We start from the raw sequence: 26,478 nt of genomic DNA, 5'->3' as shown, positions 1-26,478 counted from the left end.
AAAGCTGTTTACATTTTGTTAGGGGTGCCGGTGGCGCGAGTTTTCTTAAGCTACGCCCGTGATGACGCAGCCGCCGCGAAGCAGCTCGCAGCCGCAATCGAACGTGCCGGTCATCAGGTCTGGTGGGACCATCAGATCCAGGGTGGTTCTCGCTTCGCCACGGAAATCGATCGCGAGTTGAAGAATGCCGACGCCGTTGTCGTTCTTTGGACGAAGACCTCGGTCGAATCTCCCTGGGTGCAGGATGAAGCTGCAGAAGGGCGCGATTCCGGGCGCTTGCTTCCCGTCATCATGGGCGCGGAAAAGCCGCCGCTGGGATTCCGGCAGTTCCAGTCGATCGATTTCGGCAGTTGGGATGGTCGCGCCGATCCGCCCGCTCTGAGCACGCTCCTCGAGGGAATTGCGCAGAAGGGCAACGGCGCAAAACCCGCCGCCGCGGAGGCCAAACCGGCATCGAAGTCCAAGCCAAGCCGCCCTTCGGTTTGCGTGCTGCCGTTCGCGAACATGAGCGGCGATCCGGAACAGGAATATTTTAGCGACGGCATTACCGAAGACATCATCACTGACTTGTCGAAGGTTTCGGCCCTGTCAGTCGTGGCTCGCAATACCGCCTTCACCTTCAAGGGGCAGTCGGTTGACGTGAAGGATGTCGCCGAACAGCTCGGTGTCGCCTTCGTGCTGGAAGGCAGCGTTCGCAAATCTGGCAACCGTGTCCGCATCACCGCTCAGCTGATCGATGGAAAAGCGGGCGATCACCATTGGGCCGACCGCTACGATCGCGACCTCACCGACATCTTCGAAATCCAGGATGAGATTTCGAAGGCCATTGTTGAATCACTGAAGGTCAAGCTGCTGCCGGAAGAGGAGCAGGCGATCGAGGCACGGGGCACGGATCGCGTTGATGCCTACAACCTCTACCTCATGGCTCGCCAGCAATGGATTTGGGGAACCTGGGGCAACAGCCGCCGCGACGAAACTGTAGTCCGTATCTGCAAGCAGGCTGTGGCATTCGATCCCGACTATGCGGAGGCCTGGGCACTGATGGCGCTGGCCCAGGCTGAACTTAGGTTCTGGCATGGCAAGGACGAGGATCCCCTCCCCGCCGCCGATCGTGCGCTGGAACTCAATAAAAGACTGGCGGAGCCATACTGCGTCAAGGTCAGGGACCTGGAACAGCAGGGCCGCCACGACGAAGCCGACCGGCAGCTTGGCGAAGCGCTTCGGTTAGGATCTGAATCCTGGGAGGTGAACCGCGAGGCTGCTCGGCTCATGTTCCGGCGCGATCGAATGGGCGACGCGATCCGCTACTTTGAAAAAGCCGCGGAACTGATGCCCACCGATTTCCACAGCGTCTCGATGCTGATCACCTGTTACGACGGGATCGGCGACGAGGCAGCTGCACTGGATGCCGCACGACGCACATTGTCGCGCGCAGAGGCGGCCGCGGCCAAGGATCCGGCGAATGGAGCCGCCCTCGCCGCGGGTGCGAGCTCGCTGATGATGCTGGGCGAAGTCGACAGGGGCAAGGACTGGGTTCAGCGCGCGCTCTTGCTCGATCCCGACAATCTGTGGGTCATGTACAACGCCGCCTGCGGCCTGACTTTCCGCAATGCCGATCTGGATGGGGCAATGGACCTGCTAGAACAGTTCTTCGAGCGCCTCGACAGCTTGGCGTTCCTTCGCCACGCGGCGATCGACCCCGACCTCGATGCACTACGGGAGCTACCAAGATTCAAGACGATGGTTTCCGATGCCCATGTGCGCCTTGAGGCAATTGCGGCCGGATAAACCGGTTCAAAAGCTCTATTGAGGACGCGGCCGGGTCGGGCCGTCTGGCTGCCCTTCGGTAATCGTCGCCGACAAGGGCATCCGGCTTCGTTCTTCGTCTTCCTTCCGCCATTCCTCGGCGGTTCGGCATTTCGGACCGGTTCGAACGCGACTGCCGGTTTTCTGCTTGGCTTCCCTGCAAATCTTGGTGTCTTTCCCGGGCGGAGCCGGATCTTGGGCGGCCGCCGCAAGATCGGGCGCAAAGAGCGCCACTACCACCGGCATCCATAGTTTGACGGCCATTTATTCCTCCGGGAACGCGGCATCGATCAGCGCTACCATGCCACATCCCCGGTATCGGTAGCATCAGGAAATCGACTTACGCACTGGCAGAACCGTTCGTCGATTGGTCGAACGCCGCTCCCTCAACTACATTTGTAAGCGTAGGCGGCGGCGAAACAGTATCAATCGGGGAAATTTCCATGCGTCGCGGCCTTTCGAGCCTTAGTTTGTTTGCACTATCGGCCGCCATTGCCAGTCCAGCATATGCCCAGGACTCCGAAGCGCCGGAGACCGAAACGCAGGAGGCGCAGGCCCCGGTCGCAGGCGCACCGGGCACCGAGATAACGCGTACCACTACTTATAGCGCTGCGTTCTTCGCTCCATCGGCGCCACAGACGGCACTCGACATCGCCCGGCTGGTTCCCGGCTTCAACCTCGATCTCGGAGACGTAGAAGTTCGCGGTTTCGCGCAGGCCGCCGGCAATGTGGTCATCAATGGCCAGCGCCCCAGCAGCAAGTCGGAAAGCCTGACGTCCGTCCTTAGAAACATCCCCGCAGGCCAGGTCGTGCGGGTCGAGATCGGCCCGGGCACGATTTACGGCGCGGAATATGCGACCCGCAGCCAGGTTTTGAACGTGATCCTGTCCGAGGTGAGCGGGATCGACGGCAATGTCACCGGCTCCATCCGCCGCCTCTACACTGGCCGGATCGTTCCCGACCTCTCCGCTTCCGCGATCATCCGGCGCGGAGAGCACAGCATCAACCTGTCGGCCGGCACCAGCAACGTCCTGAACCTTGAAGAAGGTACGGATCTCCTGACCGATCCCGAAACCGGTGCCTTCATCGAGCATCGCCGCAAGCATAACAGCTACCGCGACTTCAACCCGTTCATCTCAGCCAACTGGGCGTTCGAACAGGCCAGCGACAAGTCTATCCACGTCAACACGCGCTGGTCGCCCGGCAGCTTCTATTTGACACAGGACAATCATGTGACACCGGCGGTCGGTCCGGAGCGTGACGACGACCTGGTCCAGGATTTCGAAAGCCCGGTGTTCGAGCTTGGCGGCGACATCACGCGTCCACTGGCCGGCGGTGCGATCAAGCTGGTGGGCCTTGCCACTCGCCGCAAGCGCGACTGGTCGGAACGCTATCGCTTCCGGAGCGAAGGCGGCACCGACATCCTCGGCGGCTTCGAACAGCTGCAGGACGCCCAGCGCAACGAATCCATTCTTCGCCTGACGTGGAGCAAGTCGAATGTCGCCGGCTTCTCGGTCGAAACGGGCTCGGAATTCGCGCTCAACACCCTCGACCAGGATGTGCAGCTATTCGAGTTCCTCGAAGGCGGCGAGCCGGTGCGCATCAACCTTCCCGTCGATCAGGCCAGGGTCAAGGAGAAGCGTGCAGAGCCTTTCATCAATGTCGGCCGGCAGCTGTCCAGTACGATCCGCCTCGATGCCGGCCTCACCTACGAATATTCCAAAATCTCGGTCCGTGGCGACGTCGATCAGGATCGCGACCCGCTCAAATTCTGGAAGCCCAGCCTGACCTTGGACTGGAAGGCCCCGAGTGGCTGGCATGCGCAGGTCTCGGCCAAGCGCGTCGTCGCCCAGCTCAATTTCTACGACTTCATCAGCTCGGCCGAACTCAGCACCGACCGCGTCAATGGCGGCAATACCAACCTCGTCCCGCAACAGACCTGGCAGTTCCGCGGCACGGTCAATCATCCGCTGCTTGGCGATGGCCTTGCCAAACTCGACATCGGCTACGACCTGGTCAACGACCTCCAGGATCGCATCCTGATCTGCGATATTGAGGATCCGACCGAATGTTTCGACGCACCGGGCAATCTGGGCACCGGCAAGCGCGCTTTCGCGACGCTGACGCTCGATGCACCGCTCGCCAAGATCGGCCTCAAGGGTCTGCGCGTAAAACTGGACGGTACGCTGCAGCGCACCCGCGTCGACGATCCGATCTCCGGCGAGCCACGCAACTGGTCGGACTTCTTTCCCGAATGGCAGTGGAATGCCGAAGTTCGGCATGACATCGGCCAATGGTCCTACGGTTTCACTGTCAGCGACCGGCAGCGCTTCACTTTCTATCGGACCGACGAATATGACGTGAACTTCAACGGCGGGCCATTTGGCACGGCATTCGTCGAATATCGGCCGCGCAACGGCACGACGATCACGCTCGACCTCGACAATGCGCTGGACACGTCCGGCAATCGCCACCGCACCATTTTCCGCCCGAACCGAGCTACGCCGACTACCGTCATCGACGAGTTCCGCGAGCGCAACCGCCACCTCAACTTCGGCCTCACCCTGAAGCAGACCTTCGGCGGCAGCGGCAGCGGGGTGGCGCCAGCCGCATAGCGCCGCTAAAGGGCGGCCCACACGCTTCATTCCTTTGGAGAAACAAGTGGGCGAGCCTGCCATCCTGCCGTTCGACTGGGCCGATCCGTTCGACCTCAACCACCAGCTGACCGACGAAGAGCGGATGGTCCGCGACACGGCTTCGGCCTACGCCCAGGACAATCTCCAGCCGCGCGTCACCGAAGCCTATTTGAACGAGAATTTCGATCGCGAAATCCTCCGCGAAATGGGTGGCCTCGGCCTCCTCGGCGCGACGATCCCTGAAGTCTATGGCGGCGCTGGCCTAGGCTACGTCAGCTACGGCCTCATCGCCCGCGAAGTCGAACGCGTCGACAGCGGGTATCGCTCGGCCATGTCGGTGCAGAGCTCGCTCGTCATGCACCCGATCCACGCCTACGGCTCGGAGGAGCAGCGCAAGAAGTACCTCCCCGGCCTCGCCAAGGGCGAGCTGGTCGGCTGCTTCGGCCTCACTGAGCCCGACGCCGGTTCCGACCCTGGCGGAATGCGCACCCGCGCCCAGAAGACCGCCAACGGCTACAAGCTCAGCGGCACCAAGATGTGGATCACCAACTCACCCATCGCCGACGTGTTCGTCGTCTGGGCGAAGTCGGAGGAACATGGCGGCGCGATCCGCGGCTTCGTCCTCGAAAAGGGTATGCCCGGCCTCTCCGCCCCCAAGATCAAGGAGAAGCTCTCGCTTCGCGCCTCGATCACCGGCGAGATCGTCATGGACGAAGTCGAGGTCGGCGAGGACGCCCTTCTCCCCAACGTACAGGGCCTGAAAGGTCCGTTCGGCTGCCTCAATCGCGCCCGCTACGGCATCGGCTGGGGCAGCATGGGCGCGGCCGAGGCATGCTATGCCACCGCCCGCCAGTACACGCTGGACCGCAAGCAGTTCGGCCGTCCGTTGGCCGCCAACCAGCTCGTCCAGCTGAAGCTTGCCAACATGGTCACCGAGATCACCCTCGGCCTTCAGGCCGCGCTTCGCGTCGGTCGCCGTCTTGAAGCAGGCGAGCTCATCCCCGAAGCGATCAGCCTCATCAAGCGCAACAATTGCGGCAAGGCGCTCGACATCGCCCGCATCGCCCGCGACATGCATGGCGGCAACGGCATCAGTGCCGAGTTCCAGGTGATGCGCCACGCCGCCAACCTTGAAACGGTCAACACCTATGAGGGCACGCATGACGTCCATGCGCTGATCCTCGGCCGCGCCATCACCGGAATTCCGGCTTTCTAAGCTCGTCGTCATTGCGAGCGGAGCGAAGCAATCCAGTTGGATTGCCGCGTCGCTTCGCTCCTCGCAATGACGGCTAGCGGGTAGCCCGAGCCTTCACTATGTTCCCCCTGTCCTATCGGGGGGAACACACGTCATGGGCCTTTGGATCTTCCTTGCTGCCGTCGTCCTGCTGCTGGTTTACGCAGTGGGGGTCTACAACCGCCTGGTTCGCCTTCGCGCTCTGGTGCACGAAGGCTTCAGCGGAATCACCGTCCAGCTTCGCCGCCGCGCCGACCTCGTCCCCAACCTGGTCGAAACCGTAAAGGGCTATGCGACGCACGAGCGCGAAACGCTTGACCAGGTAACCGCCCATCGCACCGATGCGATGAACGCCGGCAGCGTCGCCGCGACCGCCCAGGCCGATAATGCCATGACGGCGATGCTTGGTCGCCTGTTCGCGGTCGCCGAGGCCTATCCAGAGCTGAAGGCCGACGCCAATTTCCGCGAATTGCAGGGCGAGCTCAGCAGCCTCGAGACGGAACTCCAGTCGGCCCGCCGCTACTACAACGCCACCGCGCGGGACCTGAACACCCGCATCTTCTCCTTCCCCGACATGCTGTTCGCATCGCCGATGGGGTTCAAGGAAGAGCCCTATTATGAGGACGCCGATCCGGCGATCCAGAGCGCGCCCAAGGTCGAATTCCAGCGGCCCTAGCCCGATGCGGCTATTGATCGTCGCGCTCGCCGCGCTGGCCTCGCTGCTGCTTCCTCGCGAAGCGGCGGCGGAAGAACGGATCCTCCGTTTCGACAGCAATATCGCCGTCGGCCGCGACGGCACGCTCGACGTCACGGAGACCATCCACGTCCGGGTCGAGAATGTCCGGATCAATCACGGCATCTACCGCGACTTCCCGACCAAATATCGGGCGACCGGCGGCCGCAGGGTGAAAGTCGATTTCGATCTCACCGACACCTGGCTCGATGGGCAAGTGGAGCCCAACAAGCTCGAAACGCTGACCAACGGCGTCCGCATCAAGATCGGCAGCGCCGATCGCACCGTTTCTCCCGGCGAGCATATCTACACCATCCGCTACCGCGCCAGCCGGATGATCGGCCGGTTCGACGGCTATGACGAGCTCTATTGGAACGCCACCGGCAACGGCTGGGACTTCCCGATCGATCGGGCCTCGGCGACCGTCACCCTCCCCTCGCCCGCCCGTTTCGGCCAGCGCGCCGCCTACACCGGCTCGCAAGGCTCGACGGACAGCGCTGCTCGAGTGACCGAGGAGGAACCCGGGAAGATCCGGTTCGACACAACGCGTCCCCTATATTCGCACGAAGGGCTGACCGTCGCAGTTGCCTTTCCCAAGGACGTCGTGACCGCGCCCACCGAAACCGACCGGATGGGCTGGTTCCTTTCCGATTGGGGACCGCCACTGGTCGGCACACTCGGCCTCGCCGCCGTGCTGGGATATCTCTTCTATGCGTGGCGCAAGGCCGGACGAGACCCGCGCGCCGGAACCATCGTTCCGCTCTTCTCCCCGCCCGACGAGCTGACCCCGGCGGCCATGCGCTACATTGTCAATCAGCATTTCGACAATTGTGCCTTCGCGGCGGCATTGGTCGATGCCGCCGTGAAGGGCCACGTCCGGCTGGTGGAAGAGGAAGGCGGCTGGTTCAGCGGCAACCAGCGCCGTATCGAACGCTACGACATGCCTGGCGCAACACCGCTTGCGGCGCCCGAACAGGCATCGCTCAACCTTCTCGTCGGTCCCAACGATTCGCTGGTGATGGAACAGAAGAACCACGCCACCTTTTCATCCGCGATCAAGGCGCTCGGCGATCGCTATGCCGAGGCCTATGACGGCAAGCTGTTCCTCCGAAATTACGGCTGGATCGGCGCCGCCTTCGTGATCTTCATCGCCGCGCTCTGGTTGGCCGCGGCATCCGTGGTCCTGGCCGAAGGCGCCGGAAACCAGCTTCTGGTCCTGCTGTCAGCTTCGGGCATGGCGATCGGCGCCCTGATTTTTCACGCCGCGCCAAAGGATAAGTCCAGCGGCCGCTGCCTGCTTCATCTGCTGGCGCTGGCATTTGGCGGTGCAGGCGTCGCGCTCGGCGTACCGCTCATTCCCCAGGCGCTGACCACCGGAAACTGGCTGCCACTGGCGATCCCGCTCATCGGACTACCCTTTGTGTTCAGCAGCACTTTCTGGATGTCGGCGCCGACAAAAGAAGGGCGCGGCGTTCTCGATCGCATCGCCGGCTTCAAACAATATCTGTCGATCACCGAGCGCGACCGGCTCGACCGCATGCAGGCGCCGGAGGACACGCTGCAGCTGTTCGAACGCTATTTGCCCTATGCGATCGCGCTGGACGTCGAGAACCGCTGGGCCGACCGCTACACCGGCTTGCTGGCCGCCGCCGCCGCCGCACCGGGCGCAAGCCAGGGCTTCGCCTGGTATTCCGGTTCGTCCAACCCCTGGAACGACACGGGCGGCTTCGTCGACAATATCGGATCGTCACTGGTCAGCTCGGTCAGCTCCGCATCGACGGCCCCTGGTTCCTCCAGCGGCTCCGGCGGAGGCGGATCGTCTGGCGGCGGCGGAGGCGGAGGCGGCGGCGGCGGGTGGTAAACCCGCGAACGCCATCCCGTTCGTCCTGAGGAGCCGCTGAGCCTGTCGAAGCGGCGTCTCGAAGGATGGCCCTTCGAGACGGTCTTTCGATGCGCTTCGCTTTCTCAATCCCTCCTCAGGATGAACGGTTAAAGAACGGAGTTAGCCCGAATTATTTCGCAGGCCGCCGGAAAAACCCGATCTGCGCATCCCGGTACGTCGCATCGGCCTGCCGCTCGAACCCTAGCCGTTCGGCGAGTTTCATGGACGGTGTATTTTCCAGGTCGATGATCGCCGGCACCGACAGTGGGCCAACCGTGGCATCGAACCACTTGAGCGCGGCCCTGCCGGCTTCGGACGCATAGCCTTTGCCCTGCGCCTTGGGACTGAAGATCCACCCCATCTCCGGCTCGCCCGCGATGGACGGCTCCATGTCCCGCTGGAAGTCGAAGAAGCCGACATGGCCGATGGTTTCGCCGTCCGCCTGCTGTTCGACGGCCCACAGGCCGATCCCGAGCACGCCCCAGAACCCCGCCCCGGTCATTGCCCGGCGCCAGGCGTCCTCGCGGCTTACCGCGCCGCCGACGAAGCGCATGACTTCAGGATCGGCGTGCGTTTCCTCGAAATAATGGATGTCCGAAGGCCGGACATGACGAAGGGTCAGCCGCTCCGTCACAAGCGTGGGAGCGACAGACCCTTTGATGTCGGGAGGAAGATGAAACGGGCTCTTCACCCGTCCCACTTACTTCTTGCCGAGCGAAAGACCGCCGAAGCGCTTGTTGAAGCGCGCGACCTGGCCACCGGTATCGAGCATCTGGCCGCGACCGCCGGTCCAGGCCGGGTGGGCGGTGGGATCGATTTCAAGGTGCAGCGTGTCGCCTTCCTTGCCCCAAGTCGACCGGGTCTGGTACTTGGTGCCGTCGGTCATTTCGACCGTGATGAAGTGATAATCGGGGTGCGTCCCGCTCTTCATGATCAATTCCTTGTAAGTGGCTGGTTCCGACCAGCCTGAAAAGGTGAGCGGCGCCACTAGCTTAAGCCGCTGTGCTTGACAAGTTGCGGCACGCCAGCGCAGTTCGCGCCCCAGCGACCAGGGTTCCCGCGGTGTAATGCCGCGGGCGAAGGGGGAAGCCGGCGAACATCCGGCACTGTGCCCGCAACTGTGATCTCGGCTTCGGGCCGAGCGTAGTCAGATACCCGCCTTGGCCCGTCGTCCGTTTCCTTGGCCGGGACCAGCCTTGGGACGTGGGTGAGGCCAACGACATCATGGTCCTTCCCTCCGTGACGACTTGTCATGGAACGGAAGGACTTGAAGTGATTGATCTACCAGTAGAACCGCCCGCGATTGTCGTTACCGCCTCGCGCGCCGAAGAAACCGCCGACAAAACGCCTGCCAGCGCTACCCTCATCGATGCGAAACGGATCGAACGCATCGGTTCGCCGCTCGTCCCCGACCTGCTCCGGCTGGTTCCGTCCGTGGCCGTTGCCGTCAGCGGCCCCGCCGGATCGCTGACCCAGGTGCGCATTCGGGGCGCCGAGGCCAATCACACATTGTTGTTTGTGGAGGGAATCCGCGCCAACGACCCCGCGTCAGGCAATGAGCCGCGCTTCGAGCTTTTGAATGCCGACCTCGCCAGCAAGATCGAAGTCGTGCGCGGCCCGCAATCGGCACTCTGGGGATCGGAAGCGATCGGCGGCGTTGTCGCCGTCACGGGAGCCGCCCCAGGCTCTGGCGGCACCCAGGCATTTGCCGAAGGCGGCAGTCATGCCACCTGGCGCGGCGCCGCAAGGACCGAAGCCGGCGATGCCGATCGGAGTATTTCGCTGGGCGTTGCCGGACAAACCAGCAACGGCATCAACAGCGTCGCCGGGGACGGCGACAGGGACGGCTACAGCAACGTTGGGCTTCGGGGCTCTGGCCGCTATAGGATCGATCCGAACTTCCTCATCGGCGGGTCCGGGTTCGCGCAATGGGCGGAAAGCGAATTCGACGGCATCTCCGGCACCTTCCCATTCCCGCACACCGACACGCTCGACAACAGCAAGAACCGCATGGCCGCAGGCCGACTGTTCCTCGAGGCCGGCAATCGGGACAGAAGCTACGCCATCGGCTCGGCCAGCCTGCTCGGCTCCTCCAACCGTAACTATGTCGATGAGGACCCGCTGAACCGTACCTCAGCAAAGCGCCGTACCATCGGGCTGGAGGGCGGCCATCGGTTCGGCAAGCACCAGCTGATCGCCGCTGTCGAAAGCGAGCGAGAGACCTTCAAGGTCCGTGGCGACTTCCCTCACCAGGACCAGTCCCGTCACCACGAATCCATAGCGCTCGAATGGTCGGCGCAGGATCTTGGCCCGGTCAGCGCCAATGTCGCGGTTCGCCACGACATCTTCTCCGAATTCAAGGACGCCACCACCTATCGCGCTGCGCTGAGGGCCGAACTCGGCCAAGGATTCGCGCTTGCCGGCAGCTTTGGCGAAGGCATTGCCCAGCCCAGCTTCTTCGACCTGTTCGGCTTCTTCCCGCCCACCTTCACCGGCAATCCAGACCTGAAGCCGGAATCGAGCCGTGGCGGCGAGATCTCGCTCCGCTATTCGGCCGATCGGTTCGGCGGGTCGGTCACTTATTTCCATCAGCGTTTGAAGGATGAGATCGCCACGGTCTTCCTGCCCGATTTCTCGTCAACGACGGAGAATGCCGATGGTAAGAGCAAGCGGCTGGGCGTTGAACTGGAAGGCTTTTATCAACACTCCGATGCGCTGCGACTAACCGTAAACTATGCTTGGCTCGACGCGAGCGAGCCAGATGTGGACGATGCCCAGCTGAAGGAGCAGCGGCGCCCCAAGCATAGCGGCAGCGTCGCGATCGACGGCACATCCCGCCGTTTCACTTATGGCGCCGCGATCGCCTACACCGGCGAACGAACCGACACCAACTTCGACATCATCCCGTCGGCCTTGGTGAAGCTCGACCCCTATTGGCTCGCTAGCGCCCGCATCGCCTATCGGGTCGCCGATCCCGTCGAGATCCATCTTCGCGTCGCCAATGCCTTCGACGACGATTATCAGGACGTGTTCGGCTACCGGACGGAGGGAAGGAGCATCCATGCCGGGCTTCGCTTCGCTATTGGCGGCTAGCACCCTTCGCGTCGCGTCGCTCAACATGTGCGCCGACGAATATCTGCTGCTGCTCGCCAAGCCCGACGAGATCGCAAGCGTCAGCCGGTTGTCGAGAGACCCGGCTGACAGCAGCCTTTGGCGGTTGGGCCAGCGCTATCCCGGCAACCGCGGCGATCTCGAAAGCGCGCTAAAAACACGGCCCAACCTGTTGCTAACCATGGGTGGTGGCGGGCGATCGACGTCCGTCATCGCCCAGCGCATGGGCCTCAAGACTGTCGACCTCCCCTTCCCCATGACAATTGACGATGTCGCGCGAAACTTGTCGACGGTCGCGGCGGCGCTCGGCGAACCACGCCGTGCTGAAGCGTGGAACCGGCGCCTGGCGGGCCTGCGTCGCACGGGCCACACTGAAAAGGACGCAATTTTCCTCGGTGCTGGCGGCAACAGCGTCGGCGCCCAATCGGTGGAGGCCGAATGGATGCGGCTAGCCGGCCTAAGGCAGCGCTCGCTTCCAGCCGGTCGGGCAAGCCTGGAACTGCTAGCAACTCGCCCGCCGCAGATCTTGCTTCGATCTACCTACCGCCGTTCCGAACGATCCATCGGCCAGACCTGGCTCGAACATCCCCTCGCCCGCCCCAAATCCTCTCGCATCGTGGAAGTCGACGGCCGCCCTTGGACCTGCGCGGGCCCCCTGATGCTGGGCGAGGTCGAGCGCCTGAGGAGAATGTTGTGAGATTGCTCCTCGTCGCCTTGCTGGTTCTGGGCGCTGCGGCGCACCTGCTCTTGCCGCTGACGCCCTTGCGCGAGGCCCAGGCGATCGATCCCGGCCTGGCCGACCTGATCCTGATCGAGTTGCGGCTGCCAAGAACGATGCTAGTTCTCGGCTATGGCGCGGCGCTAGGCGTCAGCGGAGCGGCATTGCAGGCGATCTTCGCCAATCCTCTCGCCTCGCCGGATATCAGCGGCGCATCGAGCGGAGCTGCGCTGGGCGCGGTCGTGGGCGGCTATTGGCTCGGCCTGACCCAACCCCTGCTACTCGCCGCCTGCGGCGCGGCCGGCGCTCTTGGGACATTGGCGCTCCTCGTCACGCTGGCAGGTCGCAAGGCCGATACCGCCACCCTCCTGCTCGCCGGCCTCGCTATTGCACTCGCAGCGGGCGCTGCGACCAGCCTCGCCCTCGCCCTCGCCCCCTCGCCCTTCGCCTTCTACGACGCTTTCGACTGGCTGATGGGCAGCTTCACCGACCGCAGCATGTCCCAGGCTGTTGCGGCACTAGTCCCCGCAGGCATTGCCACGCTGCTTCTTCTCAGGCGCTCACGAGCGCTCGACCTCATCGCACTAGGCGACGACGTCGCCGCGTCGCTGGGGATTCGGCCCCGGCGATTGGCGATGGAGATCATCGCCTTGTCCGCGATTGCCGTCGGCGCCTGCGTAGCCGTCGCCGGCGCGATCGGCTTTGTCGGACTGGTCGCGCCCGTATTCGGCCGCCAGGTCTCCCGCGGCCATCCGGGTAAAGCACTCGTCCCTTCGGCCCTCATCGGGGCGCTGCTTCTGACGATCGCCGACCTGGTCGTCCGCGCCATACCGCTGGATCGGCCAATCCCCGTCGGGGTCATAACCGCCCTGTTCGGTACGCCGCTCTTCCTGTGGCTCGTCGTGACAATGCGCCGGAGGGTCACGGCATGACCCTGCTGTCCGCCCGCGACCTGGCGATACATAACCGCCTTCACCCGACAGCGCTGGACGTCCAGGCCGGCGAGCTGGTGGCGCTGATCGGCCCTAACGGCGGCGGCAAGACCAGCCTGCTCCGCGCTCTGGCCCGCATCGAGGGCGCTTCTGGTGTCGTGGCCGTCGATGGCGAGGATATCGACGAAGCACCGATGGCGCGCCGGCGGCAGCTGCTCTCCTTCCTCCCCGCCTCGCGCGATGTGACCTGGCCGATCTCGGCCCGTGACGTCATCAGGCTCGGCCTCGACCGCGATGACGAGAAGCGCATCGAGGAAATGGTGTCGCTGTTCGAGCTGGGCCGGCTGGCCGACCGACCGGTCAACCAATTGTCGACCGGAGAGCGGGCCCGGGTCCTGGCGGCCAGGGCGCTTGTAGGAAATCCGAAGCTACTCCTACTCGACGAGCCGCTATCGAACCTCGACCCCTACTGGGTCCTCCACTTTCTTGAGATCTTTGAAGCCGCTGCAGAGGCCGGCCATATGGTGCTCGCAGCGTTGCACGATCTTTCTCAACTCGACCGATTTAGCCGAGCACTGCTGATCGCCGACGGCCGAATCCAGATGGACGAAACGCCCGCTAAGCTGGTGGCTAGCGAGCGCTTCGAAGAAATATTCCGGATCAGTTCGGCAAATGGCCGATGGGCAATCAGGAAGCCGGCGGATCCGCGATCATTGCCGTGAATTCGCACTCGGTGGCTATTTCGCCATCGAGCATTGCACGACCAGCGAACTTGCAAACCCGCGAGCGCTTCTGAATGAACTCGACTTCCAGTCGAAGCAGGCAACCCGGCTCAACGGGCTTCCTGAACTTCACGCCATCGATCGACATGAAATAGACCAGCTTGCCCGACCCAGCGAGACCCAGGCTTTCCACGGCCAACACGCCCGCAGCCTGCGCCAAAGCCTCAACCTGGAGCACGCCGGGCATGATCGGCCGACCAGGGAAGTGCCCCTGGAAGAACTCCTCATTCATGCTCACCGCCTTGATGGCAGTGATCGACTGGTCGGGGACAATTTGCTCGACGCGGTCAACCAGCAGCATCGGATAGCGATGCGGCAGGGCCGCCATCACCCGCTTGATATCTAGCGGGCCAATGGCGGCTTTAGGCGATTCCTCGCTCACCGACCCTGCGGGGTCTGCTGCTGCGGCTGAGCCTGCTGCGGAAGCGGCGTCAGGCTGACCGCGGGCAGTGCAGTGTTCAGCGCGGCCAGAACGTCGTTGGTGGCGTCCGTCGCCTGTGAATGAGCCAGGGTCGAACCCTCGTCGACGGCTAGGTTCGCGCCCTTCTGGGTCATGACCTGGTTGATCACCGGCTGAAGCCGCTCGTTGATCTGGCGAACGACGTTCGCCTGGATCGACTGGATGTTCTGCTGGCCGCGTTGCAGTTCCTGATTGGCCTGGTCCTGCTTTTGCTGGAACGCCTTCACGCGGTTCTGAAGCGCCGCGTCGGGCTGCTTACCAGCCAGTGCGTTTACAGCCGTCTGGATCGCCTGGCCTTCAGGGCGAAGCTGGCCTTCCAGCGTCTGCTGACGGGTACGGAGTGCGGTAACCTGGGACTGCAGCTGGGTCTGCGCGGTCCGGCAGGCGTTGCAATCGCGGTAGATGCGATCGGTGTTGATCACGATGGCAACCGTAGCAGGTGCGCGCTGCGCCATCGCCGGAGCAGCAAGGGCAGTAGCCGCGATAAGGGCGGCAGCAATACGAGTCTTCATTAGAATTGGGTTCCTACGTTGAATGAGAACAATTTGGTTTCATCGCCATCCTGCTTCATCAGAGCCTTGGCGATATCGATACGCAGCGGGCCGAACGGCGACACCCAATTGACGCCGATGCCGACCGAAAGACGCGGCTTTGCCGAGTTCCCCAGGAACAGCTCCCTGAAGCCGGATCCCGAATTATAGACGAAACTACTTGGGTTGGTCTTGCCCTGTGCCGTGGCGGCCTGAAGGCAGGTTTGTCCATCGACCAGCGGGTTGAGCGTGATCGAATCCGGAAGAGTGCCCTCGTCAGATCCGTCGTCGCCGGTGCAGCTGCCTGGGAAATTGACGAGATCGGGCTGCTTCAGCTTGAACACCGAACCGATGTCTACGAACGCCGACGGCCTCAGCCCCATGCTGCGGAGCGACGAGCTGGTCGGAAACTCAACTTCGATACGTCCCATGTAGTAGGCACGGCCACCCAGCGCGTCGCTGAGCAGGAAATCGGCGTCTTCGTCGACAACCGGCGCCCCGGTTGCAGGATCCCCGGCGATATAGGGCAAGCGCACGACGCGCGGGCCAATGCCGCGAATGTCGAAGCCGCGCATGGTGGGGCCGAAGAAGCGATCCGTCAGGCGGACGGCATCCTGGTCCGGATTTTCCGCGTCTTCCAGCGGGTGGATGTAGCCGCCTTCTCCGTGCACTGAGAGCACGAATCCGGCCGGCAGACCCCAATATTTGGTCGCATCGAGGCGGCTGCGCAGATATTTCACGTCGCCGCCAAGCCCGGCGAAGTCCTGGCTTGCGATAATCCGATGACCGCGCGTCGCGCGTATCCCATTCGTATTGTCGAATGCCACCGTCGCGCCGATCGCCGACGTCAGATTCTTGCCAAGCTCATCGCAAAGATAACGACCGGCCTTCAACGGATCGCAGAAAGCAGGCGGATCCGGCAGCGGACCATCGCCGTCGGGGTCGGCGGGATTGGTGAAATAGATGTCCTCGTCGAGCGTGATATCGTCCTGGATAAGCGAATAGCGAGTGCCGAAGGTGACATATTCGGTGACCGGGAAGCCCAGGCGGAGGACGCCACCCAGAGATTTCTGCCCATAGGTTTCATCGCGGTCGTCGTTCTCGTCATAAACGAACGAGTTGAAGTCGCGGTAGAATAGCTCGCCGCCAAGCAGGATGTTCTTGTCGAAGAGGTAAGGCTCAGTGAAGCCCGCCGAAACGCCCCGCGAATAGCGTGACCAGTTTACGCCTGCCTGCAGGATCTGGCCCTTGCCCATGAAGTTGCGCTGCGCGATCGAACTGGAAATGATAAATTTCTCAAGGCTCGAATAGCCAGCCGACAACTGGAGTTCGCCAGTCGATTTTTCCTCGACGTCAAGGTTCAGGACGACACGATCGTTCTGCGAACCCTGGACCTGCTTGATCTCAAGATTCTCCTGGAAGAAACCAAGGTTCTGGATGCGGTCCTGGCTTCGCTTGACCTTGAACGCATTGAACGCATCGCCCTCATTCAAACGGAATTCGCGGCGGATGACCTTGTCGCGGGTCACCGTGTTGCCTTGGATATTGATTCGCTCGACGTAGACGCGCGGCGTTTCTCCAACCTGGAACGTGATGCTCATCGTCTTGGCTTCGGCATCGCGCTCGAAGTTCGGCGAGACGTCAGCAAAGGCGTAGCCACGAGCGCCGGCAACCTCATTGAGGCCCGTCACCGTATCCTCAACCAGCTTCGCGTTGAACCAGTCGCCCGGTTTCATCTTGAGTAGCGATTTTACATATTCGGCGTCGAAATCCCGAAGTTCGCTTTCCGCGTCGACGGTTCCGAATTTGAAGCGCGGACCTTCTTCGATGACATATGTAATGATGAAGTCCCGGCGGTCCGGCGTCAGTTCGGCCAATGCAGAAACAACGCGGAAATCCGCATATCCCTCAGTCAGATAGAAGGCGCGGAGCTTCTGCTGGTCAGCGGCGAGGCGATCCGGGTCGTAACTGTCGTTCGACTTGAAGAAGCCCAGGAGGCCGCCCGCTTCCTTGGTGAACATTTCCTTCCGGAGCCGGCCATCGGAATATTCTTCGTTGCCGATGATGTTGATCGCCTGGACCTTGGACTTGTCGCCTTCGGTAATCTCGAAGATCAGGTCGACTCGGTTCTGGTCCAGTTCCACGATCTTCGGCTCGACCGTGGCGGCAAACCGGCCCTGGCGCCGGTACAGTTCGATAATCCGGTCCACGTCCGCGCGGACCTTGGAACGCGTGTAGATCTGCCGCGGAGCAAGCTTGATTTCCGGCGTGATCTTGTCGTTCTTGATCCGCTTATTGCCCTCCAGGACAATGCGGTTGATCACCGGGTTCTCGCGCACGGTGATGACCAGATTGCCGGTGTCGGCTCCTGTGATCACAACGTCGGCGAACAGTTCGGTCGCGTACAGGTCCTTCAACGCCTGATCGAGCGTCTCGGCGTTATACTCCTGCCCGGGACTGAGGTTCGCATAGCTACGAACCGTTTCGGGCTCCAATCGCTCTGAGCCCGCGACGCGAATGGATCGGATAACGCCTTCAACCGCGGCGGTAGCCACAGGTGCGGTAGGCGCCGGCTGAGTCGCCGGCGGCTGCGTCGCGGGAGGCTGCTGTGCCGGTGCCGGTTGCGCCTCTTGCGCCCAGGCAGGCGAGGTCCAACCGCCGATGACCGTCCCGACCAACAATACGCCGGCCATCCGCTTGGTAAATTGAGTGCTGCTGGAACTCACGCTTCCCCGCCTACTGTTGCTGAGCGACCCGCTGCCCGCGGCGCCGCAGATGATGCCTAGCCCTGCCCCAACCGCTCTATCCAATCAAGCGTCCACGTCATCCGAACAGGCCAAAAGAGGCCAAGTCGTTGACTGTGGTGAACAAGAGAAGTGCCAGAAGGAGTGCGAGACCGCCGCGAAACGCCCAATCCTGGGCCCGTTCGCTGACTGGGCGGCGCCGGATTCCCTCCGCGACATAGAATACGAGATGTCCGCCATCGAGCATGGGGACTGGCAAGAGATTGATGAACCCGAGATTTATGGAGAAGAGCGCGATCAGCTGGATGAACGCAAATGCGCCGAGGCTGGCTTGTTGTCCGGCGATCTGAGCCATCTTGAGCGGCCCGCCCAAATCCTTCGTCGATCGACGACCCGTTACGATCTGGACCAATCCGTCGATCATCGAACGGGTCAATGCGAACGTATAGCTGGTCGCTTCCGGAATTATGCGAAGGACAGGTACCTTTTCGAGTACCCGATCGCCCCCGAGTACGCCGAGCAGGCCAATCCGGAATTCTTGACCGAACTCGTCGGTCACCACTTGCTCGCCCAGCCGTGCCTCGACTTCCTGACGGCTGCCAGCTCGTTCGAACGCGATCGTTACCCGCTCCCCAGGTCGTAGCGACACGACGCGGCGCATGTCTTCGAACGATCGGACATCCTGGCCAGCAATCGATTCGATTCGGTCTCCGGGCTGCAGCTTGATCGATGCGGCGACGCTACCGGGCTGAACCTGCCCTACGAGCGCCGGAGTGCGTGGCATTCCGAACACAGCGAAAAACGCCGCGAAAATGGCAATTGCGAGCAGGAAATTGGCGACTGGCCCGGCCAGAACGATCAGGAAACGCTGCCACCATGGCTTATGGTGAAAGGAGATGTCCCGAAGCTCCGGCGCCACGTCCTTCGTCGTGTCCGGCTGGCTGGCGGGGTTCATGTCCCCGACGAAGCGAACATATCCGCCAAGAGGCAGCCAGCCGACCTTCCAGCGCGTGCCGCGCTTGTCCGTCCAGCCAGCGATTTCACGCCCGAACCCGATCGAGAACTGCTCGGCACCCACACCGAACATGCGTGCCACCCAATAATGGCCAAGCTCATGGAAGAAGACGAGCGGGCCGATCGCCAGAAGAAAGGCGATAAGGATGAACCATAGCGGTGGCTGGTCAAACATCAGGCGGCCATCTCGCTCATGAGGTCATTTGCCAATGCTCGCGTTCGACGGTCGATGTCGATCACGTCCGCGATAGATTGAGGCTTGGGCAGGTCCATGCGAGCCAACGCTTCCTTCACCGTGTCGACGATTGCCAGGAAACCGATCCTGCCTTCGAGAAATGCCGCGACGGCTACTTCGTTGGCGGCATTAAGAACAACGGGTGCTGCTGCCCCCGCTTCCATTGCCTGCCGTGCAACGTCTAGCGCCGGGAATCTGGTCAGGTCGGGTTGCTCGAAGTTCAAATTGCCGATCCGCGCCAGATCAAGCTTTTCTGCCGGCGTTTCCATCCGCTCAGGCCATGCGAGGGCATATGCGATCGGAATACGCATGTCGGGAGTACCCAGTTGGGCCAATACCGATCCATCGACAAATTCGACCATGGAATGGATGACGGATTGAGGATGGATGAGAACATCGAGCCGCCCGCTGGGCAAGCCGAATAGATGATGTGCCTCGATCAGTTCCAGGCCCTTGTTCATCATCGTCGCTGAATCGACGCTGATCTTGGCACCCATCGACCAGTTCGGGTGGGCGACGGCCTGGTCCGGGGAAGCACCAGCCATCTGATCCCGGCTCAAGCTGCGAAATGGTCCGCCGCTCGCTGTCAACACCAATCTTGAGATGTCGGATGCATGATTGCCGGCAAGGCATTGAAAAATTGCATTATGCTCGCTGTCGACAGGCAGTATCGTCGCGCCGTGGGTTTCCGCAGCGGTCGTCATCAACTCGCCAGCCGTCACCAGCGATTCCTTGTTGGCAAGCGCTACCGTCCGCCCGGCCTCAATTGCTGCCATCACCGGCTCCAGGCCGGCACACCCCACGATCGCGGCCATCACCAGCTCTGCTTCGCCGCTTGCGGCCTCCGCCAGCGCATCCGACCCGGTCGCGGCACGGCAAGTGCTGCCGGCGAGGCGGTCATTCAGCTCCGGAAGCAGTGCCGGGTCCCCGATAACCGCCAGCTTGGCGCCAGTCCGCAAGGCTGCATCAGCCAAGGAAACAACATTCTTGGCCGCGGTCAGCGCCACCACTTCGAAGCGGTCCGGATTCCGCTCGACCAAGTCCAGCGTCGAGCTGCCTACCGACCCGGTTGCACCGAGGATGGAGATGGTCTTTCGGGTCACAGCGCGCCCAGTACGAGCAATGCCGCGGTCAGGATGGCTACCGGCACCAAGCCGTCCAATCGGTCGAGCAAGCCGCCGTGGCCCGGCAACCAGGTCCCGCTATCCTTGACCCCCGCCTTCCGCTTCAGCCCGCTTTCGAACAGATCGCCCAATTGCGCGGCCGCTCCGAAAATTACTGCGAGCCACAGCAGCTTGGCGGGCAATCCTACGCAATAGACCCAGGCTCCAGCCAATAGGCCAGCGCAGATCACGCCGCCGATCAGGCCGGCAACGGTCTTGTTCGGACTGATCGAAGGCGCAAGCTTGGGTCCGCCGATCGCGCGACCCGCAAAATATGCGCCAATGTCCGTCGCCCAAACCACCAGAAATACCCAGATCAGAAGGTCGAAACCGGTACCGACGCCCCCATACTCCGCACGCTCGCGGATCCAAAGCAGGGAAACCGCGGGCAAGAGGCAGTAGAAGAAGCCCAGGATCTTCCAACCAAGACCCCAGGTATCCACGATGCGCGTCCATTCGACGTACATGACCGTGGCAATCAGGGCGACGAGCACGGCGAACACCGTGCCGCCGAAGAGTGCCGAGGCAAGCGCTATACCGATCAGGATGATCCCGACCGCAGTTCTCGTGGCAAGCTCGCTCATCGACCTCCGAACCGCCGCTGGCGGCCTGCAAATTCCGTTAGGGCCGCCGCAAACTCTTCTTCTCCGAAATCCGGCCAGAGCGTGTCGACGAATATTAGCTCGGCATAGGCCGCCTGCCACAGCAGGAAATTCGATAGCCGTTTCTCACCCGACGTCCGGATGACGAGGTCCAAAACGGGCAAGCCATCGGTGGACAGCTCTGATTCCAGTCGCTTTTCGTCGATGGAAGCCGGGTCCAGTTCGCCCGACACGGATTTTTCCGCAAGCCGCTTGGCCGCGGCCGCGATCTCATCCCTCGCCCCATAGTTCAGCGCAACAACCAGTATCAGGCGGTCATTCTTAGCGGTCCGTTCGACCGCTCGTTCCAGCCGTTCCACCAATTGTGGACCAAATGCCTTATGGTCGCCTATCAACCGGATCTGAACGCCGTTGCGGGCCAGCTCGTCGAGTTCGCGCTCCAGATAATAGGCCATAAGGCCCTTGAGGTCGCTGATCTCGTCTTCCGACCGTCGCCAATTCTCCGACGAAAAAGCATAGAGCGTGAGGACCTCGACGCCTTGCTTGACCGCTGCCTTGAGGATGCGGCGGACCGCTTCAGCACCAGCCCGATGACCCGCCGCACGCGGCAAACCACGCTTTTCGGCCCAGCGGCCGTTGCCGTCCATGATGATGGCGACGTGACGAGGCGCCCCGCCCTGGCCGGCGGAAGTCGCCCCTTCAGCCGGGGCCGGAGCTGGGCTCACTTACCGAGAATTTCCTGTTCCTTGCTGTGCGCGGCAGCATCGATGTCGGCGATCACAGCGTCGGTCATCTTCTGGACCTCGACGGAAAGCCGCTTGTGCTCGTCCTCGCTGATCTCATGCTTCTTTTCGTCGGTCTTGAGGGCATCCATGCCATCCCGGCGGACGTTGCGGACGGCAACCCGCGCCTTTTCCGCATATTGACCGGCCAGCTTGGCCAATTCCTTGCGGCGTTCCTCGGTCAGATCGGGAATTGGCAGGCGAATGACCTGCCCGTCGACGATCGGATTGATCCCCAGACCCGCGTTGCGGATGGCCTTTTCGACCGGCCCGATGTTGCTGCGATCCCAGACTTGCACGGAGAGGAGCCGCGGCTCTGGCACCGAAACGGTGGCAACCTGGTTGATCGGCATGTTCGCGCCATAAACCTCGACCTGGATGGGATCGAGCAAGGCCGTTGAAGCGCGCCCGGTGCGAAGACCGGCCAGGTCGTGTTTGAACACGTCAAGCGCGCCGTGCATGCGGCGGTCCAGGTCACTCTTACTGTAAGCGGGCATCCTCTTACTCCTCGTTCTGGACGATCGTCGCCGTTCCACGCCCGGCCAAGACCTCGGAAAGGTTGCCTGGCTGGCGAATATTAAAAACAACGATCGGAATATTATTGTCTCGGCAGAGCGCCACGGCACTTGCGTCCATGACCCTCAAATTGTCGGCGAGGACGCGATTGAAGCCAAGCGTTTCATAGCGCTTGGCCTCGCTGACCTTCTTGGGATCGGCATTGTAGACGCCGTCGACGCTGGTGCCCTTGAACAGCGCATGACACCCCATTTCCGCGGCACGAAGAGCCGCGGCAGTGTCAGTCGTGAAGAACGGATTGCCAGTTCCGGCGGCGAAAATAACGATCCGGCCCTTTTCCATATGACGGATTGCGCGGCGGCGGATGTAGGGCTCGCAAACGCTGGCCATCGGGATGGCGGACAATACGCGGGTGTCGACGCCGATCTTTTCGAGGGCGTTCTGAACGGCCAGCGCGTTCATGACGGTCGCCAGCATGCCCATGTAATCGCCAGTCGCCCGGTCGAAGCCTTGGGCTGCCCCTGCAATCCCGCGGAAGATATTGCCGCCACCAACGACCAGGCAAAGTTCGTGACCCGCTTCCTTGGCCGCTGCCACTTCCGCCGCCATGCTCGCAACGGTTGCAGGGTCGATCCCGAACTGGTTGGGACCCATTAACGCCTCACCGGACAGCTTCAGCAGGATGCGGTGAAAGCGGGGTCGGGTCATGGGCAGGTCGTTCCTTCAACTACGCCAGATATGCGAAAGGCGGATGCGCTCTTACGGCGCACCCGCCTCTCTGCCAACCGCCTTTGAATGCGGCAGGCGTCGCAATTAGGCGACCGGCTCGTCCTTCTTGACGCCGGCGGCGGCGGCCACCTCGGCGGCGAAGTCGCTTTCGGCCTTCTCGATGCCTTCGCCCAGCTGGAAGCGTTCGAACGCCTTCAGCGTGATCGGCGAACCGGCTTCCTTGCCAGCCTGGGAAACGACATCAGCGACCGGCGTCTTGTTGTCCATGACGAACAGCTGGCTCAACAGGGCATTTTCCTTGCGGAACTTGGCCATCGCGCCTTCGACCATCTTTTCGACGATGTTGTCCGGCTTGCCGCTTTCCTTCGCCTTTTCGATCGCGATCGCGCGCTCACGCTCGAGCATCGCAGGATCAAGGCCGTCGGCGTCCAGCGCCAGCGGGTTGGCGGCGGCTATGTGCATGGCAATCTGCTTGCCGAGCGTCTGAAGGGCGTCGGCCGAAGTGGCGCTCTCAAGAGCGACCAGAACGCCGATCTTGCCCATGCCCGGTGCAACCGCATTGTGGACATAGCTGACCACTACGCCTTCGCTGACCTGCAGCAGGGCAGTGCGACGCAGCGACTGATTCTCGCCGATGGTGGCAATGTTTTCAGTCAGCTTTTCTTCGACGGTGCCGCCGGTCGGGTAGCCAGCCGACTTCAGCGCCTCGACGTCGCCGTTGGCCTGCAGGGCCAGGGTCGAAACGTTGCGGACGAAGTCCTGGAACTGCTCGTTCTTGGCGACGAAGTCGGTTTCCGAGTTGATCTCGACAACCGCGCCCTTGGTTCCTTCCACGGCGACGCCGACGAGGCCTTCTGCAGCGGTGCGGCCGGCCTTTTTGGCTGCGGCAGCGAGGCCCTTGGCGCGCAGCCAGTCGACCGACGCTTCCATGTCGCCGTTGTTTTCGGCCAAGGCCTTCTTGCAATCCATCATGCCGGCGCCAGTGCGCTCGCGCAGTTCTTTCACCGAAGCGGCGGTGATCTCAGCCATGTTAAATCCTCCAAATGGGAATATGGGACGCGTCGCGGAAAGCCCAAGCCCTCCGCGACGCGCCCCGAATTTCGTTCGCGTAAGGGCTTAAGCCTCGAGCGCGGCTTCCGCCGGCGGCTCAGCCATCGCACCGATGTCTTCACCGCGAGCCGCAGCGCCACCGGACTTGCCGGTGTTGGCAGCATTGGCGATCGCCTCGCAGTAGAGACGGATCGCGCGGCTGGCGTCGTCGTTGCCCGGGACCGGGAAAGCGATGCCCTGCGGGTTCGAATTGCTGTCGAGGATCGCGATTACCGGGATACCCAGGACGTTCGCTTCCTTGATCGCCAGCTCTTCCTTGTTCGTGTCGATGACGAACATGACGTCGGGCAGACCGCCCATGTCGCGGATACCGCCGAGCGAGTTCTCAAGCTTGTCGCGCTCGCGGGTCAGCTGGAGCACTTCCTTCTTGGTGAGGCCGGCGGTGTCGCCCGACAGCTGCTCTTCAAGGCTCTTGAAGCGCTTGATGGAGTTGGAAATGGTCTTCCAGTTGGTCAGCATGCCGCCGAGCCAGCGGTGGTTGACGAAATGCTGGCCCGAGGTGCGGGCCGCTTCGGCAACCGCGTCCTGCGCCTGGCGCTTGGTGCCGACGAACAGCACCTTGCCGCCGCGAGCGACGGTCTGCTGAACGAAGTCGAGCGCGCGGGCGAACAGCGGAACGCTCTGCGACAAGTCGATGATGTGAACGCCGTTGCGGTCGCCGAAAATGTACGGCTTCATCCGCGGATTCCAGCGGTGGGTCTGGTGGCCGAAATGGGCGCCAGCTTCGAGCAATTGCTGCATCGTGACGACATTGGTCGCCATAGGGATATCTCCTCCGGTTATGCCTCGGTGGAACCGTGTCACCGGCCAATTGGCCGGCACCGGTATGGTGGTTCCACCTGTGGGATGCGGGGGCCCCTACAAGATGAAACGTGAGATATCAAGCGGTTGGCTCAAATAAGAACATTAAGAGAACAATTTCGCTTGACGAATGCGGAACATTTAAAGAACATAACAATCAATCGATGGTTTGAAGGGATAGTTCAATGGTCGGTATCGCTCTCACGATCGCACTGTTTGGCTTCATTCTGACGCTGGTTATCGACGTCATTCGACGTGACGGCGGCAAAGTCATCGCGGCGCTTGAAGGACATAGCTGGAAGGCAGGACCGACCGAAGGCCGGCCCGTCACGATCCGCTTCAATCCGCGGCGTACGGAGGTGGAACTGGAGCCGCTGTGGGAGCCTGCGCTGCGCGCCGCCGCTTGACCCCGGCATAGCTGGCGATGCTGAACGGAAGAAGTGCAAGGTAAATGACGGAAATCGCCAGCAGCGTCATCCACGGCGCGTTGAGCAATGCTGCGCCAAGCAAGGCCACGCCGGCAAGAGCGAACAATCGCCAACCACGGCGGATACGGATCGAGCCCCAGGTATAGGTGGGGACGTTCGAAATCATCAGCAGTGCAATGAACAGCGTCCAGGGAAGAACGAGTGCCCAGCCGCGAAACAGCTCGTTTCCGCTGATCAGCCAAAGGTAGATCGGAACGAACGCCAGCCCCGCCCCAACCGGCGCTGGAACGCCGGTGTTGAAGCCGGCAGACTTGTGCGGCTGGAAATCGGCATCGATGCCGGCATTGTACCGTGCAAGACGCAGAGCGCAGCAAACGGCCAGTGCCAGCGCGGCGATCCAGCCGAACCTGGGTGCTTCCTGAAGCGACCACAGGAAGATGATCAGTGCGGGCGCCGTACCGAATGCGATATTGTCAGACAGGCTGTCGAGCTCGGCTCCGAACTTGCTCTGCGCCCGCAAAAGTCGCGCGATCCGTCCGTCAAAACCATCGAGCACGCCTGCCCCAACGATGCAGGCCAGTGCCTGCGGCCATTCGCCGGTGATTCCGAAGCGAACGCCGGTCAGGCCGAAGCAGAGGGCGAGTGCGGTAATTGCATTGGGCACAAAAGCCCGGATGGGAAAGCCGCCCCTGCCCCGGTCGTTCACTGGCTGACCCCGCCGCGCTGCGGATCCGATCCAAGTTCACCCAGGATCGTCTCGCCGGCGATCGTCCGTTGGCCGAGTAGAACCTGCGACCCGGTGCCCGCGGGCAGGAAAACGTCGACGCGGCTGCCGAAGCGGATCAGGCCGATACGCTCTCCGGCCTCGACACGGTCGCCTTCCTTGACAAAGGACATGATGCGGCGAGCGACCAGGCCCGCGATCTGGGTGAAGCCGATTGCGACGCCGTCCTCGCGTTCGACCAGGAAATGCTGCCGCTCATTGTCCTCGCTCGCCTTGTCGAGGTCGGCATTGAGGAACTTGCCCGGAACATAGGCGATGCGGCGTACCGTGCCCGCGATCGGCGAGCGATTGATGTGGACGTCGAACACGCTCATGAAAATGGAAACTCGGGTGAACTCACCGGAAAGCCCGCCCTCGCCTGCCAGCTCCAGCGGCGCTGGCACCCGTTTGATCATCGTCACCAACCCGTCTGCTGGCGCGACAATCAACTTGGGATCGGCGGGCGTAGTGCGAACCGGATCGCGAAAGAATGCCGCGACCCAGATCGTCAGACCTACCAGCAACCATCCAAAGACATCCGGCCCCTGAAAACCGATCAGCGCCAGAAAACCGGCGATCAGGGTGAACTTGCGGCCTTCGGGGTGGACCGACGGAAATCGCCATTTGACTGCAGTCAGCTGGCTATCGGGGTTCTGAAGCTGAGACATGGCGCCGTTCCTTAAGGACAAGCTGAACGAGGGGCAATGCGCGATGGTTGCCTATCGCGAAACGACGTCCTAAGCGCCGCGCCAACAACAAATCCCGGC

The 26,478-nt window shown here is 62.4% G+C and carries 26 protein-coding genes and 1 riboswitch; of the genes, 10 read left to right on the top strand and 16 right to left on the bottom strand.

The features are described from left to right. Positions 1 to 30 precede the first annotated feature (30 nt). The gene (locus LZ496_RS01615; protein ID WP_249902852.1) at positions 31 to 1,788 is read left to right on the top strand and encodes a TIR domain-containing protein; all 1,758 of its coding nucleotides are present in this window, start codon (positions 31 to 33) and stop codon (positions 1,786 to 1,788) included. A gap of 15 nt (positions 1,789 to 1,803) precedes the next feature. Here LZ496_RS01615 and LZ496_RS01610 read toward each other — a convergent pair whose 3' ends face one another. Beyond that, positions 1,804 to 2,070 carry a hypothetical protein gene (locus LZ496_RS01610; protein ID WP_249902851.1) on the bottom strand — a complete coding sequence of 89 codons (267 nt, stop codon included), beginning with the start codon at positions 2,068 to 2,070 and terminating at the stop codon, positions 1,804 to 1,806. Positions 2,071 to 2,249: 179 nt separating this feature from the next. On the opposite strand from LZ496_RS01610, the gene LZ496_RS01605 reads away from it, so the two are divergent. From LZ496_RS01605 to LZ496_RS01590, 4 genes are all read left to right on the top strand, one after another. Beyond that, positions 2,250 to 4,421: a TonB-dependent receptor plug domain-containing protein gene (locus tag LZ496_RS01605; protein WP_249902850.1), complete on the top strand. Its 2,172-nt coding sequence runs from the start codon at positions 2,250 to 2,252 to the stop codon at positions 4,419 to 4,421. Positions 4,422 to 4,467: 46 nt separating this feature from the next. Continuing rightward, entirely contained in the window at positions 4,468 to 5,658 is a 1,191-nt protein-coding gene (locus LZ496_RS01600; protein ID WP_249902849.1) for an acyl-CoA dehydrogenase, read from the top strand. A 133-nt stretch (positions 5,659 to 5,791) separates the two neighbouring features. Next, entirely contained in the window at positions 5,792 to 6,352 is a 561-nt protein-coding gene (locus tag LZ496_RS01595; RefSeq protein WP_249902848.1) for a LemA family protein, read from the top strand. A 4-nt stretch (positions 6,353 to 6,356) separates the two neighbouring features. Then, on the top strand, positions 6,357 to 8,270 hold the full coding sequence (locus LZ496_RS01590; protein ID WP_249902847.1) for a DUF2207 domain-containing protein: 1,914 nt from the start codon (positions 6,357 to 6,359) through the stop codon (positions 8,268 to 8,270). 151 nt (positions 8,271 to 8,421) lie between these two features. On the opposite strand, the gene LZ496_RS01585 is transcribed toward LZ496_RS01590, so the two are convergent. Further along, positions 8,422 to 8,982 (bottom strand): GNAT family N-acetyltransferase, encoded by a 561-nt coding sequence (locus tag LZ496_RS01585; protein ID WP_249902846.1) that lies wholly within the window; start codon positions 8,980 to 8,982, stop codon positions 8,422 to 8,424. Between the two features lie 9 nt (positions 8,983 to 8,991). Continuing rightward, positions 8,992 to 9,222 carry a 50S ribosomal protein L31 gene (gene rpmE, locus LZ496_RS01580; RefSeq protein ID WP_249902845.1) on the bottom strand — a complete coding sequence of 77 codons (231 nt, stop codon included), beginning with the start codon at positions 9,220 to 9,222 and terminating at the stop codon, positions 8,992 to 8,994. A 103-nt stretch (positions 9,223 to 9,325) separates the two neighbouring features. After that, positions 9,326 to 9,468: riboswitch (cobalamin riboswitch) on the top strand. Positions 9,469 to 9,563: 95 nt separating this feature from the next. Here rpmE and LZ496_RS01575 point away from each other — a divergent pair. From LZ496_RS01575 to LZ496_RS01560, 4 genes are read left to right on the top strand one after another with little or no spacing between them, the layout of a single operon-like run. Continuing rightward, entirely contained in the window at positions 9,564 to 11,384 is a 1,821-nt protein-coding gene (locus LZ496_RS01575; protein ID WP_249902844.1) for a TonB-dependent receptor plug domain-containing protein, read from the top strand. Further along, the gene (locus LZ496_RS01570) at positions 11,353 to 12,099 is read left to right on the top strand and encodes an ABC transporter substrate-binding protein (protein WP_249902843.1); all 747 of its coding nucleotides are present in this window, start codon (positions 11,353 to 11,355) and stop codon (positions 12,097 to 12,099) included. The genes LZ496_RS01575 and LZ496_RS01570 overlap by 32 nt, the downstream gene beginning before the upstream one ends. Then, entirely contained in the window at positions 12,096 to 13,052 is a 957-nt protein-coding gene (locus LZ496_RS01565) for a FecCD family ABC transporter permease (RefSeq protein ID WP_249902842.1), read from the top strand. Before LZ496_RS01570 ends, LZ496_RS01565 begins: the two co-directional genes overlap by 4 nt. After that, the gene (locus tag LZ496_RS01560; RefSeq protein WP_249902841.1) at positions 13,049 to 13,774 is read left to right on the top strand and encodes an ABC transporter ATP-binding protein; all 726 of its coding nucleotides are present in this window, start codon (positions 13,049 to 13,051) and stop codon (positions 13,772 to 13,774) included. Before LZ496_RS01565 ends, LZ496_RS01560 begins: the two co-directional genes overlap by 4 nt. Here LZ496_RS01560 and fabZ read toward each other — a convergent pair. The 11 genes from fabZ to rpsB all read right to left on the bottom strand — a co-directional run bounded on the left by fabZ (position 13,740) and on the right by rpsB (position 24,481). Beyond that, positions 13,740 to 14,162, bottom strand: coding sequence for a 3-hydroxyacyl-ACP dehydratase FabZ (gene fabZ / locus LZ496_RS01555; RefSeq protein ID WP_249903830.1), 423 nt, complete (start codon positions 14,160 to 14,162; stop codon positions 13,740 to 13,742). The genes LZ496_RS01560 and fabZ overlap by 35 nt on opposite strands. A gap of 50 nt (positions 14,163 to 14,212) precedes the next feature. Then, complete coding sequence (locus LZ496_RS01550) at positions 14,213 to 14,806, bottom strand: OmpH/Skp family outer membrane protein (protein WP_249902840.1); 594 nt, start codon at positions 14,804 to 14,806, stop codon at positions 14,213 to 14,215. Further along, complete coding sequence (gene bamA / locus LZ496_RS01545) at positions 14,806 to 17,550, bottom strand: outer membrane protein assembly factor BamA (protein ID WP_436286444.1); 2,745 nt, start codon at positions 17,548 to 17,550, stop codon at positions 14,806 to 14,808. Before bamA ends, LZ496_RS01550 begins: the two co-directional genes overlap by 1 nt. A gap of 97 nt (positions 17,551 to 17,647) precedes the next feature. Beyond that, entirely contained in the window at positions 17,648 to 18,757 is a 1,110-nt protein-coding gene (rseP, locus tag LZ496_RS01540) for an RIP metalloprotease RseP (protein WP_249902839.1), read from the bottom strand. After that, positions 18,757 to 19,920: a 1-deoxy-D-xylulose-5-phosphate reductoisomerase gene (locus LZ496_RS01535; protein ID WP_249902838.1), complete on the bottom strand. Its 1,164-nt coding sequence runs from the start codon at positions 19,918 to 19,920 to the stop codon at positions 18,757 to 18,759. Before LZ496_RS01535 ends, rseP begins: the two co-directional genes overlap by 1 nt. After that, complete coding sequence (locus LZ496_RS01530) at positions 19,917 to 20,564, bottom strand: phosphatidate cytidylyltransferase (RefSeq protein ID WP_249902837.1); 648 nt, start codon at positions 20,562 to 20,564, stop codon at positions 19,917 to 19,919. The genes LZ496_RS01535 and LZ496_RS01530 overlap by 4 nt, the downstream gene beginning before the upstream one ends. After that, complete coding sequence (uppS, locus tag LZ496_RS01525) at positions 20,561 to 21,307, bottom strand: polyprenyl diphosphate synthase (protein ID WP_436286443.1); 747 nt, start codon at positions 21,305 to 21,307, stop codon at positions 20,561 to 20,563. The genes LZ496_RS01530 and uppS overlap by 4 nt, the downstream gene beginning before the upstream one ends. Continuing rightward, positions 21,304 to 21,861 (bottom strand): ribosome recycling factor, encoded by a 558-nt coding sequence (frr, locus tag LZ496_RS01520; protein WP_249902836.1) that lies wholly within the window; start codon positions 21,859 to 21,861, stop codon positions 21,304 to 21,306. The genes uppS and frr overlap by 4 nt, the downstream gene beginning before the upstream one ends. Before the next feature lie 4 nt (positions 21,862 to 21,865). After that, positions 21,866 to 22,588, bottom strand: coding sequence for a UMP kinase (pyrH, locus tag LZ496_RS01515; protein WP_249902835.1), 723 nt, complete (start codon positions 22,586 to 22,588; stop codon positions 21,866 to 21,868). Positions 22,589 to 22,693: 105 nt separating this feature from the next. After that, positions 22,694 to 23,638: a translation elongation factor Ts gene (gene tsf / locus LZ496_RS01510; RefSeq protein ID WP_249902834.1), complete on the bottom strand. Its 945-nt coding sequence runs from the start codon at positions 23,636 to 23,638 to the stop codon at positions 22,694 to 22,696. Between the two features lie 87 nt (positions 23,639 to 23,725). Then, positions 23,726 to 24,481, bottom strand: coding sequence for a 30S ribosomal protein S2 (gene rpsB, locus LZ496_RS01505; protein WP_249902833.1), 756 nt, complete (start codon positions 24,479 to 24,481; stop codon positions 23,726 to 23,728). Positions 24,482 to 24,705: 224 nt separating this feature from the next. Here rpsB and LZ496_RS01500 point away from each other — a divergent pair, with 224 nt between their 5' ends. Beyond that, positions 24,706 to 24,927: a hypothetical protein gene (locus LZ496_RS01500; RefSeq protein ID WP_249902832.1), complete on the top strand. Its 222-nt coding sequence runs from the start codon at positions 24,706 to 24,708 to the stop codon at positions 24,925 to 24,927. Here LZ496_RS01500 and LZ496_RS01495 read toward each other — a convergent pair. Further along, positions 24,860 to 25,612, bottom strand: coding sequence for a CDP-alcohol phosphatidyltransferase family protein (locus LZ496_RS01495; protein ID WP_366516671.1), 753 nt, complete (start codon positions 25,610 to 25,612; stop codon positions 24,860 to 24,862). The genes LZ496_RS01500 and LZ496_RS01495 overlap by 68 nt on opposite strands. A gap of 38 nt (positions 25,613 to 25,650) precedes the next feature. Then, positions 25,651 to 26,379, bottom strand: coding sequence for a phosphatidylserine decarboxylase (locus tag LZ496_RS01490; RefSeq protein ID WP_249902830.1), 729 nt, complete (start codon positions 26,377 to 26,379; stop codon positions 25,651 to 25,653). Positions 26,380 to 26,478 lie beyond the last annotated feature (99 nt).

The organism is Sphingomonas caseinilytica (assembly GCF_023516455.1).
Lineage (GTDB): Bacteria > Pseudomonadota > Alphaproteobacteria > Sphingomonadales > Sphingomonadaceae > Sphingomicrobium > Sphingomicrobium caseinilyticum.
This window is presented reverse-complemented; position numbering and strand designations above follow the sequence as displayed.

Coding starts and splice junctions, on each gene's coding strand:
- LZ496_RS01610 (WP_249902851.1), bottom strand. CDS start 2,070: ATGGCCGTCAAACTATGGATGCCGGTGGTAGTGGCGCTCTTTGCGCCC.
- LZ496_RS01605 (WP_249902850.1), top strand. CDS start 2,250: ATGCGTCGCGGCCTTTCGAGCCTTAGTTTGTTTGCACTATCGGCCGCC.
- LZ496_RS01595 (WP_249902848.1), top strand. CDS start 5,792: ATGGGCCTTTGGATCTTCCTTGCTGCCGTCGTCCTGCTGCTGGTTTAC.
- LZ496_RS01590 (WP_249902847.1), top strand. CDS start 6,357: ATGCGGCTATTGATCGTCGCGCTCGCCGCGCTGGCCTCGCTGCTGCTT.
- rpmE (WP_249902845.1), bottom strand. CDS start 9,222: ATGAAGAGCGGGACGCACCCCGATTATCACTTCATCACGGTCGAAATG.
- LZ496_RS01570 (WP_249902843.1), top strand. CDS start 11,353: ATGCCGGGCTTCGCTTCGCTATTGGCGGCTAGCACCCTTCGCGTCGCG.
- LZ496_RS01560 (WP_249902841.1), top strand. CDS start 13,049: ATGACCCTGCTGTCCGCCCGCGACCTGGCGATACATAACCGCCTTCAC.
- fabZ (WP_249903830.1), bottom strand. CDS start 14,162: ATGGCGGCCCTGCCGCATCGCTATCCGATGCTGCTGGTTGACCGCGTC.
- LZ496_RS01550 (WP_249902840.1), bottom strand. CDS start 14,806: ATGAAGACTCGTATTGCTGCCGCCCTTATCGCGGCTACTGCCCTTGCT.
- rseP (WP_249902839.1), bottom strand. CDS start 18,757: ATGTTTGACCAGCCACCGCTATGGTTCATCCTTATCGCCTTTCTTCTG.
- LZ496_RS01530 (WP_249902837.1), bottom strand. CDS start 20,564: ATGAGCGAGCTTGCCACGAGAACTGCGGTCGGGATCATCCTGATCGGT.
- frr (WP_249902836.1), bottom strand. CDS start 21,861: ATGCCCGCTTACAGTAAGAGTGACCTGGACCGCCGCATGCACGGCGCG.
- pyrH (WP_249902835.1), bottom strand. CDS start 22,588: ATGACCCGACCCCGCTTTCACCGCATCCTGCTGAAGCTGTCCGGTGAG.
- tsf (WP_249902834.1), bottom strand. CDS start 23,638: ATGGCTGAGATCACCGCCGCTTCGGTGAAAGAACTGCGCGAGCGCACT.
- rpsB (WP_249902833.1), bottom strand. CDS start 24,481: ATGGCGACCAATGTCGTCACGATGCAGCAATTGCTCGAAGCTGGCGCC.
- LZ496_RS01500 (WP_249902832.1), top strand. CDS start 24,706: ATGGTCGGTATCGCTCTCACGATCGCACTGTTTGGCTTCATTCTGACG.
- LZ496_RS01490 (WP_249902830.1), bottom strand. CDS start 26,379: ATGTCTCAGCTTCAGAACCCCGATAGCCAGCTGACTGCAGTCAAATGG.